This is a genomic window from Thermomicrobium roseum DSM 5159, assembly GCF_000021685.1.
GTDB lineage: Bacteria > Chloroflexota > Chloroflexia > Thermomicrobiales > Thermomicrobiaceae > Thermomicrobium > Thermomicrobium roseum.
Genome location: NC_011959.1, coordinates 717,454 through 732,047 on the forward strand (window position 1 = coordinate 717,454; position 14,594 = coordinate 732,047).

General features: G+C 61.9%; 13 protein-coding genes. 6 read left to right on the top strand and 7 right to left on the bottom strand.

Features of this window, described 5'->3' with window-relative positions; all coding sequences use genetic code 11:
* Positions 1 to 227: 227 nt before the first annotated feature.
* The 4 genes from alaS to TRD_RS03345 all read left to right on the top strand — a co-directional run bounded on the left by alaS (position 228) and on the right by TRD_RS03345 (position 5,223).
* Positions 228 to 2,864, top strand: a complete 2,637-nt coding sequence (gene alaS, locus TRD_RS03330) for an alanine--tRNA ligase (RefSeq protein WP_012642115.1) — start codon at positions 228 to 230, stop codon at positions 2,862 to 2,864.
* A gap of 251 nt (positions 2,865 to 3,115) precedes the next feature.
* Positions 3,116 to 4,339, top strand: coding sequence for a baseplate J/gp47 family protein (locus tag TRD_RS03335; protein ID WP_012642117.1), 1,224 nt, complete (start codon positions 3,116 to 3,118; stop codon positions 4,337 to 4,339).
* Between the two features lie 19 nt (positions 4,340 to 4,358).
* The gene (gene ruvX / locus TRD_RS03340) at positions 4,359 to 4,817 is read left to right on the top strand and encodes a Holliday junction resolvase RuvX (protein WP_041436449.1); all 459 of its coding nucleotides are present in this window, start codon (positions 4,359 to 4,361) and stop codon (positions 4,815 to 4,817) included.
* A 118-nt stretch (positions 4,818 to 4,935) separates the two neighbouring features.
* Positions 4,936 to 5,223 carry a cyclic-di-AMP receptor gene (locus TRD_RS03345; RefSeq protein ID WP_041435947.1) on the top strand — a complete coding sequence of 96 codons (288 nt, stop codon included), beginning with the start codon at positions 4,936 to 4,938 and terminating at the stop codon, positions 5,221 to 5,223.
* Between the two features lie 40 nt (positions 5,224 to 5,263).
* Here TRD_RS03345 and TRD_RS03350 read toward each other — a convergent pair whose 3' ends face one another.
* From TRD_RS03350 to TRD_RS03360, 3 genes are all read right to left on the bottom strand, one after another.
* The gene (locus TRD_RS03350) at positions 5,264 to 5,599 is read right to left on the bottom strand and encodes a hypothetical protein (protein WP_169302282.1); all 336 of its coding nucleotides are present in this window, start codon (positions 5,597 to 5,599) and stop codon (positions 5,264 to 5,266) included.
* A 304-nt stretch (positions 5,600 to 5,903) separates the two neighbouring features.
* A complete protein-coding gene (locus TRD_RS03355; RefSeq protein ID WP_012642122.1) occupies positions 5,904 to 6,770 on the bottom strand; it encodes a bifunctional 5,10-methylenetetrahydrofolate dehydrogenase/5,10-methenyltetrahydrofolate cyclohydrolase in 867 nt (288 codons plus the stop codon).
* Between the two features lie 80 nt (positions 6,771 to 6,850).
* A complete protein-coding gene (locus tag TRD_RS03360) occupies positions 6,851 to 7,429 on the bottom strand; it encodes a cyclodeaminase/cyclohydrolase family protein (protein ID WP_012642123.1) in 579 nt (192 codons plus the stop codon).
* Positions 7,430 to 7,717: 288 nt separating this feature from the next.
* On the opposite strand from TRD_RS03360, the gene TRD_RS03365 reads away from it, so the two are divergent.
* Together TRD_RS03365 and TRD_RS03370 are read left to right on the top strand one after the other, a co-directional pair.
* Positions 7,718 to 8,197, top strand: a complete 480-nt coding sequence (locus TRD_RS03365) for a helix-turn-helix domain-containing protein (protein WP_041435948.1) — start codon at positions 7,718 to 7,720, stop codon at positions 8,195 to 8,197.
* Positions 8,198 to 8,326: 129 nt separating this feature from the next.
* Positions 8,327 to 11,827: a DNA polymerase III subunit alpha gene (locus tag TRD_RS03370; protein ID WP_012642126.1), complete on the top strand. Its 3,501-nt coding sequence runs from the start codon at positions 8,327 to 8,329 to the stop codon at positions 11,825 to 11,827.
* A gap of 9 nt (positions 11,828 to 11,836) precedes the next feature.
* Here TRD_RS03370 and TRD_RS03375 read toward each other — a convergent pair whose 3' ends face one another.
* The 4 genes from TRD_RS03375 to TRD_RS03390 all read right to left on the bottom strand — a co-directional run bounded on the left by TRD_RS03375 (position 11,837) and on the right by TRD_RS03390 (position 14,587).
* Positions 11,837 to 12,865: a hypothetical protein gene (locus tag TRD_RS03375; RefSeq protein WP_143714613.1), complete on the bottom strand. Its 1,029-nt coding sequence runs from the start codon at positions 12,863 to 12,865 to the stop codon at positions 11,837 to 11,839.
* Between the two features lie 69 nt (positions 12,866 to 12,934).
* Complete coding sequence (locus TRD_RS03380; RefSeq protein ID WP_012642128.1) at positions 12,935 to 13,138, bottom strand: cyanophycin synthetase; 204 nt, start codon at positions 13,136 to 13,138, stop codon at positions 12,935 to 12,937.
* A gap of 21 nt (positions 13,139 to 13,159) precedes the next feature.
* Positions 13,160 to 13,792, bottom strand: coding sequence for an XTP/dITP diphosphatase (locus TRD_RS03385; protein WP_012642129.1), 633 nt, complete (start codon positions 13,790 to 13,792; stop codon positions 13,160 to 13,162).
* Positions 13,793 to 13,807: 15 nt separating this feature from the next.
* Positions 13,808 to 14,587 (bottom strand): TatD family hydrolase, encoded by a 780-nt coding sequence (locus TRD_RS03390; RefSeq protein WP_012642130.1) that lies wholly within the window; start codon positions 14,585 to 14,587, stop codon positions 13,808 to 13,810.
* Positions 14,588 to 14,594 lie beyond the last annotated feature (7 nt).

Genomic DNA, 14,594 nt, shown 5'->3' on the forward strand with positions numbered 1-14,594 from the left:
TGACAGCGTATCCCACAGCTGCTCGTCGGTCGCATCGGGGCCTGACAGCGCGGTCGAAGTCGCTCCTTGACGCCAGCGTGACCGCGCTCCATACTAGTGTACGTACACTGCGGTGTGGCCATGGAGGCGGGTGCTGCTCTCCGGTAGAATCGGGACGCGGATGTGATCGGCAGTGATCGTTCGTGCCCGAAAACGAGTATGAGCGGAGAGCAGGGAGATCGAGAGCGATGCAGAGCAGCGAGATCCGTCGAGCATTCATCGAATTTTTTGCCGAGCGTGGCCATGTCCAGGTACCGAGTTCGTCGTTGATTCCGTCGGATCCTACCGTCTTGTTGACGACAGCTGGTATGCAACAGATGGTGCCCTATTTCCTGGGTTTGGAGCGACCGCCGCACACGCGACTGACGTCGATCCAGAAGTGTTTCCGTACTGTCGATATCGATGAGGTGGGAGACGAAAGCCATCTGACTTTCTTCGAGATGCTGGGAAACTTCTCGATCGGCGACTACTTCAAAGCAGAAGCGATCAGCTGGGCGTGGGAGTTCCTCACCAAGTGGCTCGGCGTTCCAGCCGAACGCTGGTATCCGACGGTGCATCCGGATGACGAGTTCTCTTACCAGTATTGGCGAGACCAGATCGGTGTTCCGACTGAGCGGATCTTCAAGCTAGAAGACAATTGGTGGGGACCGGTGGGAGCGACGGGACCCAACGGACCGGATTCCGAGATCCATTACGACCGGGGTATGGAGTATGGCTGTGGGCGTACGGAGTGCGGACCAGGGTGCGACTGTGGGCGTTTTCTGGAGACCTGGAATCTCGTCTTCATGGAGTTCTATAAGGAAGCTGATGGCACGCAGCGCCCCCTTCCGCGCAAGAACATCGACACCGGTATGGGACTGGAACGGATCTCATTGATCATGCAGGGGGTAGGATCGGTTTTCGAGACCGATCTCTTTTACCCGATCCTGAGTGAAGCAGCGACGATTGCTGGTGTTCGTTACAAAGAACAGGCGCGTGTCGACCGCTCGCTCCGCGTGATCGCCGATCATGCACGTGGCGTCACGTTCCTGGTCGGAGATGGGGTATTCCCCAGCAACGAAGGGCGCGGGTATGTGCTGCGGCGAGTGCTGCGGCGTGCGGTTCGGCATGGGAAGCTCCTGGGGATCGAACGACCGTTCCTCAACCAACTGGTCGATGTCGTCATCGAACTCTTTTCTTCCTACTATCCGAACTTGAACGAGCAGCGAGAGCGGATACACCGTGTCATTCGTCACGAGGAGGAGCACTTCCAGCGCACGCTCTCGGCTGGTCTCTCGCGTTTCGAAGCGCTTTTGGATCAGCTGCAACGGAGCGGTGAGCAGGTGCTACCTGGTGACGAGGCCTTCCGTCTTTACGATACCTATGGTTTCCCATTGGAATTGACCGAGGAATTGGCTCGCGAATCCGGCTTTACTGTCGATCGGGCCGGGTTCGAGCGAGCCTTGGAACGGCAACGAGAGCTCAGTCGGGCCAGTGTGGGGCGCTTCGCCGATACGCAGCGGCAACGAGCCGAGCTGTATGCCCAATTCTCGGAGCGACCGACAGAGTTCGTCGGCTATGACCGCCTGGAAACGACGGCAACCATCGTCGGCATTCTCGGTTTGAGCGATCTGCGACAGGAAGCCGAGGCGGGGGAGGAGATCGAGCTGATTCTCGATCGAACACCCTTCTACGGTGAAGCAGGTGGCCAGGTCGGTGATACGGGAGAAATCGTTGCCGAAACGGGAATCGTTACGGTGGAGGATACGCAACGACCGACTCCCGAATTGATCGTGCATCGAGGTCGTGTGCGGGAAGGCTCTATCCGGGTCGGCCAGTCGGTGCGGGCGATCGTGGATGCGGAGCGACGAGCCGCTATCCGCCGCAACCACACGGCGACGCACCTGTTGCACGCGGCGCTGCGTCGTGTACTCGGCGAGCATGCGGTCCAGGCTGGTTCATTGGTCGCGCCCGATCGCTTGCGCTTCGACTTTTCTCACCATGAATCGGTCAGCCCTGAGCAGTTGCGCCGGATCGAGGAGATGGTGAACGAGCAGATCGTGCGCGATCTTCGGGTCGAGGTGCGTTACCTCCCACTACGAGACGCCTTGGCGGAGGGAGCAATCGCCCTTTTCGGCGAGAAGTACGGTGATACCGTTCGCGTCGTCTCGATCGACGGATTCAGCAAGGAGCTGTGTGGCGGGACACATGTTTCGCACACTGGCGAGATCGGCGCATTCCTGATTACCGACGAGACGAGTGTGGCCAGTGGCATCCGTCGAATCGAAGCGGTGACGGGCCTTGCGGCAGCGCGACTCGCCCGTACGCTGATCGATGTCTCGGAAGAGGCAGCCCGGCGCCTCCATGTGGTTCCAGAACAGCTTCCGGAGGCCATCGAGCGGCTGCAGCAGCAAGTCCGCGATCAGCAACGCGAAATCGAGCGGCTCGCTGCTGACTTGGCTGCAGCGCGATTGGCCCCACTCGTGGAGCGAGCGGCTCGGATCGACGGCTTCCGTGTCGTCAGCGCGCGGATAGAAGTTCCCTCGCTCGACGTGTTGCGACGAGTCGGCGATCGCTTGCGCGATGCGATCGGTTCCGGTGTCGTCATCCTGGGCACGGCGATCGAGAACCGCCCGATGATACTCGCGATGGCGACCCCGGATGCGGTGCAGCGGGGGGTGCATGCGGGACAGGTCGTCCAGGCAGTGACTCCGTTGCTGGGAGGCCGCGGTGGCGGTCGGCCGGATATCGCTCAAGGGGGCGGTGCCGATGTGTCTCGGCTCGACGAGGCCTTGGCGGCGGCCCGGGGTGAGGTCGAGCGACAGCTTCGGAACAGCACGAGCTGATCTGCTGTTCGAGTGGTCGGTCGCCCGCCGCGTGGAATCGAACACAGGGCGGATGAGGAGGTGCAGTGGTGTGGCGACCGACCGATCGATCGCGCGAACGGGGTAGTCTGCTGGCGACGCGAACCTCTGAGACAGGGGATAGACGTACGAGCGAGGCTTTTGACGAGACCGCGGAACTCGGTACGTATCGGCCCGCAAGACCCGGCCTGGCAGACGTCGGATCGTTGCGTGGGCAGAGGAGAGTTGTTTCGGTGTCGGGTGCTCGGCTGGCCAATGGGGCGCGTGCTCCGGCCGGGGTAGTAGCCGAAGGACGGTCTCGCGTCTGGCCGATGGTCGCGGGCGGCAGCGGGTCGCGCCGAAGATGGGTGTTCGCCGGGTTGCTCGTCGTTGCCGCTCTCGTCACCACTGTCGTTCTGTCGGCAGCACTAGTACCAGCGGCGACGATCCGGATCACGCCGGCGATCGAGCAACGCGAGGTGACGATGACCTATGCACTCGAGCCCTCGAGCGCGGTCGATTGGGTGGCACCCAGCCGGATGGTGTCGGTCCCCATCGAGGTGAGAGCGGAGCGCGCGACCACTGGAGAAAAAAAGGTGCCGGACGGTACGGCAAGCGGTCGGGTTCGGTTCGTCAATGCGTCGTTGCAACCGGTGCAGGTCAGCGCTGGGACGAGGTTGACTGGTACGAACGGCATCGCGTACCGTGTCGCGGAGGACGTCATCGTGCCTGCTGCCGATCCCTTCGGAAGTCAGGCCTTTGGGGTGGCTGACGGACGAGTCGTTGCCGATGTTCCTGGACCGGACGGGAATGCTGCCATCGGAACAGTGACCGGTCAACTCGGTGAAGGAGTGCTCTACCGGAACATCGAGCCTTTGACTGGAGGGTCGCTACGGACAGTCCGGCTCGTGACGGAGGACGATGTTGCCTCGCTGCGGAAGCAGCTCGAGCAGTCACTCACCGAACGTGTTCCGACGGCACTCCAGGCTACACTGCTTCCCGGAGAGACGTTGGTGGAGGGGACGCTTCGCATCGGGACTCCCGAGATTCAGATCGAGCAGAAAGCTGGTGATGAGAGCGAAAACCTGACGGGAACGGGAAAGCTGGTGCTCACCGCGCGGGTGTACGATCCGGCGGCCGTGCACCGAGCAGCGCAGGAGGAAGCAGCCAAGCGCCTGGCTCAGGCGACTGGGATCGATGTCGTGTTGATCGGCAACACGCTTACCTTCGGTGAGCCAGAGGCGATCGGTGCGAACCGCTGGCGCGTCCGTGCAGCAGCGCAGGTACGGCTCGTGCCGGCCAGCGCAGATCTCGAGCGGTTGCGGCGCGAAGCAGCTGGCCATTCGCTCGATCAGGCTATGCGGAAGGCGCAGGCTATTGCAGGGGTGGGTGGCGTGGAGATCGAGATTCGTCCCGGCTGGTGGCCCAAGCGTCTTCCCGATCGGGCCTCACGGATCCAGGTGGTGGTGAGTGAGTGAAGAACGGCTGGGCCGGACGATGGGGCTGGACGTCGGGGGGCGGCGGGTCGGCGTGGCGATCAGCGACGAAATGGGGATGATCGCCAGTCCATTGGCGACCATCGATCTGGATCGCGATGGCCTCGAGCGGCTGGTGGAGTTGATCAGTCGATACGACCCGGTGCTGATCGTCGTCGGGTTACCGGTGACGATGCGAGGTCGTGAGGGTAGTCAGGCAGTCGAGACGAAGGCGTTCGCCGCTCGGTTAGCGGAGCGAATCGACCGACCCATCGTCTTTTGGGACGAGCGATTGACCAGTTCGGCAGCGGAGCGCCTGTTGACTGACGCGGGTGTCGGTCGGAAACGTCGCCGGGAACTCGTGGACGCCGTAGCCGCCGCCCTCCTTCTCCAGAGTTATTTGGACGCTCAGCGAAGCCAGCGTGGTCGGCACGGTACACAGAAGCGGGACCGATCGCTTGACTCCTCGGGAACCGCTTGAGGGAGGACGATCTCGTCGCTTTCCCTCATTCCCGGTCGGACACTCCGATCATTGCAGGAGAGTCGCCGCATCGCTATACTGCGTTCGACTGGTCGGCGGAGGAGTAGGACCGAAGACGATGAAGCTGGTGATCGCAGTGGTGCAGAACGAAGATGCCGACAGCATCGTCGAGTCTCTGCTCGAGCGCCAGTTTCGGGCTACCCGCCTCGCCAGTACTGGTGGCTTCTTGCGTCGTGGCAATACGACACTCCTGATCGGTGTCGAAGATCACGACGTAGAAACTGTCTTGGATGTCATTCGGACGAGAGCTCGCACTCGAATTCGTCAGGACAGCGCTCACGGCGCGGTCGAGAGTGCTGCGGCGACTGTTTTCGTGATCCCCCTCGAAGATTACCAGCGCCTCTGAGGCGCACTGACTGGTTCCACGCTGATCCGAATACCAGCTCTCAGCGGAACGTGGTCCAGCGGCGCGTGCTGGAGCCACGTTGGAGACGGTGCGTTGCGCGTCGCATGAGCACGATGGTCAGTCCGGCTAGGAAAAAGCCAGCGACGAATAGGCTTTCGACTGGGACCGTGCCGCGTTGCCAGTCGATGAATCGGGCGCTCAGGAGACCGAGCAAAGTCGGATAGAGTAGTAGGCCACTCAAAGCGAAGATCCCCGCTTCGATGATGGCTAAACGAGGATCGGCGCCGCGCCAGCGACTCACGATATAGGGACCGAGCGTTCCGGCTGGGAGCCAGATCAGGAACGCCCGCAACCATTCTGCAGTGAGCGTATCCATCGGCCAGCGACCCTTTCTTTCTGAAATCTTTGGAGCGAGCCGGTCGACCGCTACCGGTATCGCGGTCACTGGTCGCCTCCTTTTCGAGCGTACCGAGGGGGCTGCTGTGCTGTCCAGGTACGTCGCTCGTGGGAGGTAATGGATCCACGGCAGCGATTCCCGTTGGAGGACCCTGATCCAGCTTCTCCGACGGGCGGCGAGGAGCGTGGCGGAGTCTCGCTTCGAGGATGACTGTGCGTTCGTCGCGGTCGACCATGGAGCTTTGGCGGGGACGAGCAGGTTCGCCCTCGCTGCGTGTCTCCGCTCAAGGAGCGCCTGGGAAGAGATCGTTTTCCTCGAGAAGTCCCGCTAATCGAAGAAGGTTGAGGGCCAGTACGGCAGTGGTGACTGGACCCGTGCCGCCAGGAACGGGGGTAAGAGCGCTGGCCACTTCGGCGACGGCTGGATCGACATCACCGATGAGACGGCCGTCGCGCACCGAGACCCCGAAATCGATAACCACGGCTCCTGGAGCGACCATGTCCGGCTTGACGAGATGGGGTTGGCCGGCAGCGACGAACAGGAGATCGGCCTGTCGCGTGAGCTTGGCGAGATCAGGCGTACGGCGATGGCAAATGGTCACAGTGGCGTCGCGGGCCAGAAGCAAGAGGGCAAGCGGGCGACCGACGACGGGGCTGCGACCGATGACGACAGCATGCCGACCCGCCACTTCGATGCCGTAGTGCTGGAGGAGGATAAGTCCTCCGAGAGGGGTGCTCGGCGCGATCCAAGGACTGCCGATCGCTAAACGCCCTTGCTGTTCGAACGAGACGCCGTCGACGTCCTTGGTGGGCGGCATCAGTCGTGCGAGCGATCGGCGCGAGACGCCTTTGGGGAGCGGCTGCAACGCCAGGATGCCGGTGACGGATTCGTCCTCGGCGAGTCGCTTGAGGAGAATCGCGAATCGAGATTCATCCAGTGTATCGTCAATCTCTTCGGTCCGATAATTCAAGCTCAGTGTGGTGAATTGCTTGCGGATCGCGCGAGCGTAGGCTTGGGCGGAAGGATCGTTGGGGAGCAGCACGGTGAGGGTGGGTGGTCCCTGATGTGGGGCTCGCCGTGCAAGCACTTGCTGGATACGGGCGTGCAGCGACTCGACGACTGGTCTCCCCGATAGTATGTGGGCAGCCATCGCTCTCCATCCTTTCCGCGTGACAGAAGTCTTTCGATGGGACGCCAGGTCATTTGTGCAGTAGCGTGCACGCATGATCCTCAGGCCTGAGCGTGCTCCGAGAGGAGCGCTCGGCGCTGGAGGATTTCGCGCTGGAGTACTTCCGCGCGTTCCGGAGAGAGAAGTGGCAGGTTGGCGCGCGCCATCGCGAGTGCTGCCTCGATGCCCGCTCGGCAGAGGGCTCGTGCTGCTTCCAGATCGGATGCAGCGAAGGATGGGGTGTGCGGCAGGACCGATCGGATGAGCGCTGAGAGTGCGAGCCCCAAATCGGCAGTCTCGAGCGGGACCGTGCTCGCTCGCTCCGCAGCGACAGTAGCCGATGGCGAGCGCTGATCCATACGAAGCGCACTTAGCAACTCGTCGAGCGCTACTCGGTCACGCTCGGCTTGCGCGAGTGCGCTCGCGGCGATGCGTTCGAGATCCTCAGCGAGCGTATCTGCCACTTCGCGGGGCAGCTGTTGCTTGGCGGCACGGCGGACAAGATCGGTAAGAGCAGCTGCTTGAGCGATGGACAAGCATGCGGCAACCCCACCCCCGCAACGATAGCGTGGGCGACGCATGCGTTCCACTAACTGGGTGACGGTCCAGTCGGCGATCGACCCCTCTCGATCCAATACCACCCGACTCCCTCCTCCCGTTTTCTTGTCCATAGCAAACGTTTGCAGCGCGTGAGCGCGGACGCGAGCGCTTCCTGTGCGAGTATAGCCATGAAGTTGCTGTCACTTGGCTGTCGTCTTGGTGTCGCTATGCCTGCATCATCTTTTCTGTTGTGTCTGTGTGACACAACGCTGTGGACAGGGTGGAAAAGGGGTTGACGGGTGGGCACGGGACATGTAGGATGGGGGTGTCGATCGGGCACCGTTCGCTTCGGGCGAGTTCGCTGGGAGCGGAAGCAAAGGGGGCAAGCGATGGAGAGAGAGCCGGTGACGTTCTTCGGCCAACTCTTGCGCCGCTATCGGGAGTCAGCCAGGCTCTCGCAGAGTCGTCTTGCGCAGCGAGCCGGCTTCGATCACAGTTACGTGTCGCGACTGGAGAGTGGGCGTCGAGCACCGACTCGGGAGGCGATTCTGCGTTTGGCGGAGGCGCTCGAACTCGGGCCGGCCGACCGTGACAGCTTGCTGGCTGCTGCTGGTTTCTTACCCGAACAGACCGAATACCTGTTCGGTAGCGAGCCGGTGCTCGGGGAAGTCGTCGAGCTTCTCCAGCGCACGGACGTTCCAGAGCAGATTCGCGAAGACCTCCGCCAGTTGCTCGCGCTGGTGGTCCGGCAGGTAAAGCGGGCACTCATTGGAATCGGTTCCATCGGCGAGAGCGAAGACGAGGTTCCGGGTAGTACGGGTTGGTCCCCGCGCTGGCCGGGTCAGGCTGCTTCGCAAGGAGCAGTGTGAGCGTCGATGCGGGAATCTCGCGCATCTGTGCTGTTCTTGTACGCTTGGGACAGGTAGTGGGACTCGTGATCGATCGCCTGACCCAGGATCGATCGCCGGGCGTCCCTGAGGAGGTACGAGGGGGCTAGCGTGGCGCGGCCGTACGCTCATCTTCATTTGCATACGGAATTCTCGCTACTCGACGGCCTCGGTCGGATACCGGAGTACGTGGGGCGTGCTCGCGAACTCGGTATGGAGCACCTGGCGATATCCGATCACGGGGTGCTGTATGGAATCATCGATTGGTACAAGGCAGTCAGGGCCGAGGGGCTTCATCCCATCATCGGGATGGAAGCGTATCTTGCCCCACGGTCGGTTCAAGACCGGGACAAGACGATCTACCATCTCTTGCTGCTTGCAGAGAATGAGCGCGGTTACAAGAATTTGCTGAAACTGGCCACGCGAGCGAGCTTGGAGGGGTTCTATTACAAACCGCGCATCGATATGGCCATGCTGGCCGAACATGCCGAGGGGCTGATCGCAACCTCGGCGTGCCTCGGGGGACCGATTGCGAACAACCTACTGAATGGGAATCACGAGGCAGCTCGGGAGTGGGGAATCCGTCTCCGCGAGTTGTTCGGGCCAGATCGGTTTTACATCGAGCTACAGGATCACGGATTGCCGGAACAGCGGCGAGTGAATAGCGAGCTGGTGGCACTGGCTCGCGAACTGGATCTTCCCTTGGTCGTGACCAACGACGTCCATTATCTCCGCCAGGAGGATGCGAGCGTTCAGGATTTGCTGATCTGCATCCAAACCAACTCGACGCTCGATGACCCCAAGCGGATGCGAGTTCAGTCCGACCAGCTTTACTTCAAGAGTGCCGAGGAGATGTGGCGACTCTTCGGTGCCGAGGTCCCGGAGGCACTCCTCAATACGGTCCGTATCGCCGAGCGTTGCGAGGTCGAACTCGAATTCGGTCGTCTCCATCTCCCCGACCCTGGTATACCAGCGGGGATGACTGCTGACGACTATCTTGCCGCACTGTGCTGGGAGGGGATTCGCCAGCGTTATCCTGAGTTGACCGAAGAAGTACGTCGTCGCCTGGAGTACGAGCTGGATGTTATCCGTCAGACCGGATTTTCCAGCTATATGTTGATCGTGCGAGACTTCGCGGAGTTCGCTCGCCAGCGGGGCATTCTTTATGGTGTGCGGGGAAGCGCAGCAGCGAGCATCGTGCTCTACGCTCTCGGTATCACCGATGTCGATCCTCTTGCCAATCGCTTGGTCTTCGAGCGATTTCTCAACCCGGAGCGCCGGGAGATGCCGGATATCGACATGGATTTCGCGGATGACCGGCGACACGAGGTGATCGAGTATGTCGCCCGCAAGTACGGCGCGGAGCACGTTGCGCAAATCATCACTTTCGGAACGATGGGAGCGAAGGCCGCGATCCGCGATGTCGGCCGGGCGATGGGATGGCCGCATGCCGAAGTCGATCGGATCGCGCGATTGATACCGAGCGGCGTGAACATGACGCTCGAGCGGGCGCTGGAGGAGAGCCCGGAACTCCGGCACCTGTACGAGACAGACCCGCGTTCGCGCGAATTGATCGACAATGCGCGAAAACTGGAGGGCATCGCTCGGCACGCTGGCACCCACGCGGCCGGGGTGGTCATCTCGGCGTCTCCCTTGGTCGAGCATGTCCCGCTGCAGCGTCCGGCGCGTGCCGAGGAGGGAGCACTCCCGACTACCCAGTTCCCGATGGAGACGGTCGCCGAGATCGGTCTGCTCAAGATGGATTTCTTGGGGCTGGCCAATTTGACGATCTTGGCGAACGCTGTCGAGCTGATCCGCGAGACGCGCGGCGAAACGATCGATCTGAAGCAGATTCCGATGGACGATCGCAAGACGTTCGAGCTCTTGGCCGAAGGGCAAACCTTCGGGGTGTTCCAGCTCGAGAGTGCGGGCATGCGGCGGTACATCCGGGAACTGCGGCCGACCTCGGTTGCCGAGCTCGCGGCGATGATCGCGCTGTACCGACCGGGGCCGATGCAACATATCCCACGTTACTGCCGCGCGAAGCATGGATTGGAGCCGATTCAATACCCGCATCCTGATCTGGCGGAAATTCTCGACGAGACATACGGTGTCATCGTCTACCAGGATCAGGTGCTCCTCATCGCACGGAAATTTGCTGGCTACACGCTCGGTGAAGCGGACATCATGCGCAAGGCGATGGGAAAGAAGATTCCCGAAAAGATGCGCGCTGAGCGGGAGCGCTTCATTGCCGGAGCCATAGCGAAAGGGTATAGCGAGGAGGATGCCGAGCGCATCTTCAATCTGATCGAACCATTTGCCGGCTACGCCTTCAACAAGGCGCACGCCACCTGTTATGCAGTCGTATCCTATCAGACAGCCTACCTCAAAGCCAATTATCCGGTGGAGTACATGACGGCAATCCTGCGCAACGCGCCTAGTCATCCGTCCGGAACCGTGAAGCGGATCGCGGCAGCGCTCGCCGAATGCCAGAAGCTGGGGATTTCGGTGCTTCCGCCGGACATCAATCACAGCGAGGCGACCTTTACGGTCGAGCAGTTGCCGGATGGCAGCCGCGCGATCCGGTTCGGGCTGGCGATGGTCAAGCACGTCGGGGAAGCTGCGGTCGAAGCGATCCTGGCTGCCCGCAATGAGCAGCCTGGGAAAGTGTTCCGCTCGTTCGAGCACTTTTGCGAGACGATCGACTGGAGCGTCGTCAATCGGCGAGCGGTCGAGAGCTTGATCAAGTGTGGTGCGTTGGACTGCTTTGGTGATCGCAAGATTTTGCTCGCACAGTTGGACCAGGCGATCCAGGCGGCACAGGCTCGCCAGAAAGCGCTGCGGCGGGGGCAGATGGATCTCTTCTCGGCAGTGGGTCATGATCAGGCTGCTCCTTTGCGCTTTTCCCGTCCGGATATCGAGCCACCTGACATACCGACCCGGACCTTGCTCGGGTGGGAACGGGAACTTCTCGGCGTGTACTTGAGTGCCCATCCGCTGGACGAGTTCGTCCTGCTCGGGCGACTCCGGGGACTCGTGCAGATTGCGGAACTGGACGATGAGTCGGTTGGGCAGACTGTCGAGTTGCTCGCTTTGATCAGTGGGGTGCGCAAGTTGACGACGCGCACCGGGCGCGTCATGGCTGTCCTGCAACTGGAAGACCGCTCCGGTACCATCGAGGCGGTTGTCTTCCCTGACCTCTACGAGACAACTCGTGAACGGTTGGCCGAGGAATCGATCGTGCTCCTCCAAGCGCGGGTCGAAGAGCGGAACGAGGAATTGCAACTGGTGGTGGAGTCAGTGGCCGATCCCCGCGAGGATCTCCGGAATCTCGTCCAACCGAGCCGGATCGTGCACGTTCGTCTCCCGATCACGACGTCCGTCGACGAGGACATCGAACGAATGCATGCTTTGCGGGATCTGCTCGTTACGTTCGCCGGGGATGACGAAGTGCGGATTCATCTCCCCCTCGCACAAGGCGAGATCGTGCTGGCGAGTCGGCTCCGCGTCGACTGGTGTGCGGACTTCGCTCGGGTCATCGAGGCAACGCTGGGAGCGGGGAGCGTGTGGGTCGAGGAACGAACAGCCCTCGAACTCGCATCGGCGGCTTGAAGAAGCAACTCATGTCCCGTTCCCATCGATGATCCGTCGTACGATCTCTCCTGTCTTCAACGGGTCGCTGGCGAGGACGAGGCACAGGTCGCCGGGGCGGGCCAGCGTGAGCACTGTCTGGAGCGCCTGAGGGAGATCGGGTTGGGTAACGATTACCGGCGGCAGAACGTTTTCGACGACTCCCTCACGGAAGGCAGCGAGTCGCTCGTCTCCCAAAGGCTCCGAGATCAGAATCATCCCGGTGACTCTACCCAGTATTCGTCCTACTTCGCGGAGATCCTCCTGACTCAACCAGGGGAAGCCATGCGTCACCACGAATACCTTGTGCGGGGTGCTTTGGCGAACGCAACGCAGGAGCGTGCGTAATGTCCAAAGATCCCGTGCACCATCGATGAGAACGATCAGGTCGCGGAGGAAGACGAGGTTGCACGAACCAGGGAGAAGGTCGTGCGTCGGAAGGAAGGTGCGCAAGGTCGATCGAATCGCTGTAAGGGAGATGCCGAGTCCGAGTGCCAATGCGGTCGCGCAGAGCACATTCTGAACCTGAAAGAGCAGTGCGCCGCCTAGCGTGATTGGAGCCTCGCGAACAGCGATGACAGGAATATCGTCCGGTTCGGTGCGGGTCTCTACTCGCTCGAGAAAAGCCGATGGGGCAGAGAAAGCGTCACTCTCCGTTGTCTGCGCGTCCCATGCGAAAAGTGCCTGGTAATCGTACAGTGCGCGGTTGGCGACGATGACACCGTCGTCGTACCAGATAGCCGGCTTCCGAGCATCACGCTGGCGGCGCAGCACGGGGTTCTCCGGATGCAGTGCGAAGAAAATGACGCGAGCCAGACTTTCCTCGGCGAGTCCGAGGACGTCGGGATCATCAGCGTTGAGGACGATGAATCCGTGCGGGTGGATCGCCCGCGCGACGATCTCGTGGGCTCGTGCGGCGTACCGGGTCGCGGGGGCGAGAAGACAGCTGTCGTCATTGCCGCAGAGCGTGGTGACTGCCCCTGCGCGGTAGATCGCCGCAGGGAGCCCGACAGTCGCCACCACAGGCGCTTCCAGTTCCTGGATCGCCAGGTCGAGATCGCCAGTACGGAGCGCCTGAACGACGCTCGTTCACGGCTGGAGTTCTCCTTCCAGCTGTCGTTCATCGACGAAGACGCCGCTGGAACACCAAAGACCAGCCGACCACCGCTGCGCCCGAACCATCCGGTAGAGGAGCCAGGCGGTGGTGCTCTTGCCGCGTGTCCCGGTGATAGCAACGAGCGAGAGCGGAAATCTCGTCTGACTTCGCAACCCGCTCTGATCGAGGCTCGTCATAAGATACTCCCGGCGTGGTGATCAGCTGCTGTCATCATTATCGGCAGCCTGGCCGGTACAGCCGAGCCAGTCGAGCAAGATCGGTACGGCGCGCTGGAGAGCCTGAGCACGGTGGCTCAAGCGATTCTTCTCTTCCAGCGTCATCTCTGCGAATGTCCGGTCATACCCGCAGGGAATGAAGACGGGATCGTATCCGAAACCGCCGCGACCGCGTGGCTTTTCGGCAATACACCCTTCGACCGTGCCTTCGACGACGGCTTCCCGACCATCCGGTGCGACGATCGCGACGACCGCACGGAAACGCGCGGTACGTTGGGAAAGGGGGACATCACGCAGCTCACGCAGTAACCGGGCGATATTTTGAGCATCGTCCGCGTGCTCACCAGCGTATCGGGCAGAGTGGACGCCGGGTCGTCCCCCCAGCGCGTCGACTTCGAGTCCGGAATCATCGGCGAGCGCGATAAGGCCGCTTTCCTGGGCAGCGACCCTGGCTTTGAGCAGTGCGTTCTCGACGAAGGTTTCGCCGGTTTCGGGCGGAAGTCGGATGCCGAGTGCGGGCGCGCTCACGACTTCGACGTTCGGCGGGAGCAGGGAGCGGAGTTCGCGGATCTTTCCTGGGTTGGCCGTTGCGAGAACGATCCGATGTGTCGGCATACGTCTGCACCTCGCTCATTCGATCGAGAGAGGAATCCTGAACAGTGCGACTGCGTTTCGGGTGGTAGCCCGAGCGACCTCGTCCTCGGTCTGCCTGCGGAGTTCAGCGATTGTCGCCACGGTCGCACGGAGAAAAGCCGGTTCGTTGCGGCGACCGCGATATGGCACTGGCGCGAGGTAGGGTGCGTCCGTTTCGAGCAGCATACGATCTGCCGGCAGCATCTGAACGGCGCGACGGAGATCCGGCGCGCTCCGATAGGTCACGATGCCGCCGATTCCGAGGTGCAGTCCGAGCTCGAGGAAGCGCGCGGCATCAGCCGGATCCCCAGTGAAGCAGTGCATCACGCCCCGGTGAGGCGGGTCAGCGTCCTCCAGAATGGCCAGGAGCTCATGAAGAGCTTCGCGCTGGTGCAACACGATCGGCAAGTTCAACTCACGGGCGAGGGCAATTTGCCGGCGAAAGGCGCGTTCCTGCGTCTTCGCGTCGGTCGTTTTCCAGTGGAAATCGAGCCCGATCTCCCCAATGGCTCGTACCAGCGGGTGGCGAGCGAGCTGGCGGAGTCGCTGCTCGACCTGGCTGTCATAGCGGTCGGCCTCGTTCGGGTGGATACCGAGGGCAACGACCATGCCAGGTGTCGCTTCGGCGAGTGTCAGTGCGGCTTCCCAACGGGTCGGTGAGAAGGCGATGAGGACGAATCCCTGGACGCCAGCATCGCGGGCCCGCTCGATCACGAGTGGCCGATCGTTGTCGAAGTCGGGGAGGTCGAGATGGCAATGCGTGTCGACCAGAATCATTCTCGCC

Bases quoted from the DNA above. Each gene is read 5' to 3' on its own strand.
- TRD_RS03390 (WP_012642130.1), bottom strand. From the start codon at position 14,587: ATGATTCTGGTCGACACGCATTGCCATCTCGACCTCCCCGACTTCGAC.
- TRD_RS03365 (WP_041435948.1), top strand. From the start codon at position 7,718: ATGGAGAGAGAGCCGGTGACGTTCTTCGGCCAACTCTTGCGCCGCTAT.
- TRD_RS03345 (WP_041435947.1), top strand. From the start codon at position 4,936: ATGAAGCTGGTGATCGCAGTGGTGCAGAACGAAGATGCCGACAGCATC.
- TRD_RS03355 (WP_012642122.1), bottom strand. From the start codon at position 6,770: ATGGCTGCCCACATACTATCGGGGAGACCAGTCGTCGAGTCGCTGCAC.
- TRD_RS03385 (WP_012642129.1), bottom strand. From the start codon at position 13,792: ATGCCGACACATCGGATCGTTCTCGCAACGGCCAACCCAGGAAAGATC.
- TRD_RS03380 (WP_012642128.1), bottom strand. From the start codon at position 13,138: ATGACGAGCCTCGATCAGAGCGGGTTGCGAAGTCAGACGAGATTTCCG.
- alaS (WP_012642115.1), top strand. From the start codon at position 228: ATGCAGAGCAGCGAGATCCGTCGAGCATTCATCGAATTTTTTGCCGAG.
- ruvX (WP_041436449.1), top strand. From the start codon at position 4,359: ATGGGGCTGGACGTCGGGGGGCGGCGGGTCGGCGTGGCGATCAGCGAC.
- TRD_RS03350 (WP_169302282.1), bottom strand. From the start codon at position 5,599: ATGGATACGCTCACTGCAGAATGGTTGCGGGCGTTCCTGATCTGGCTC.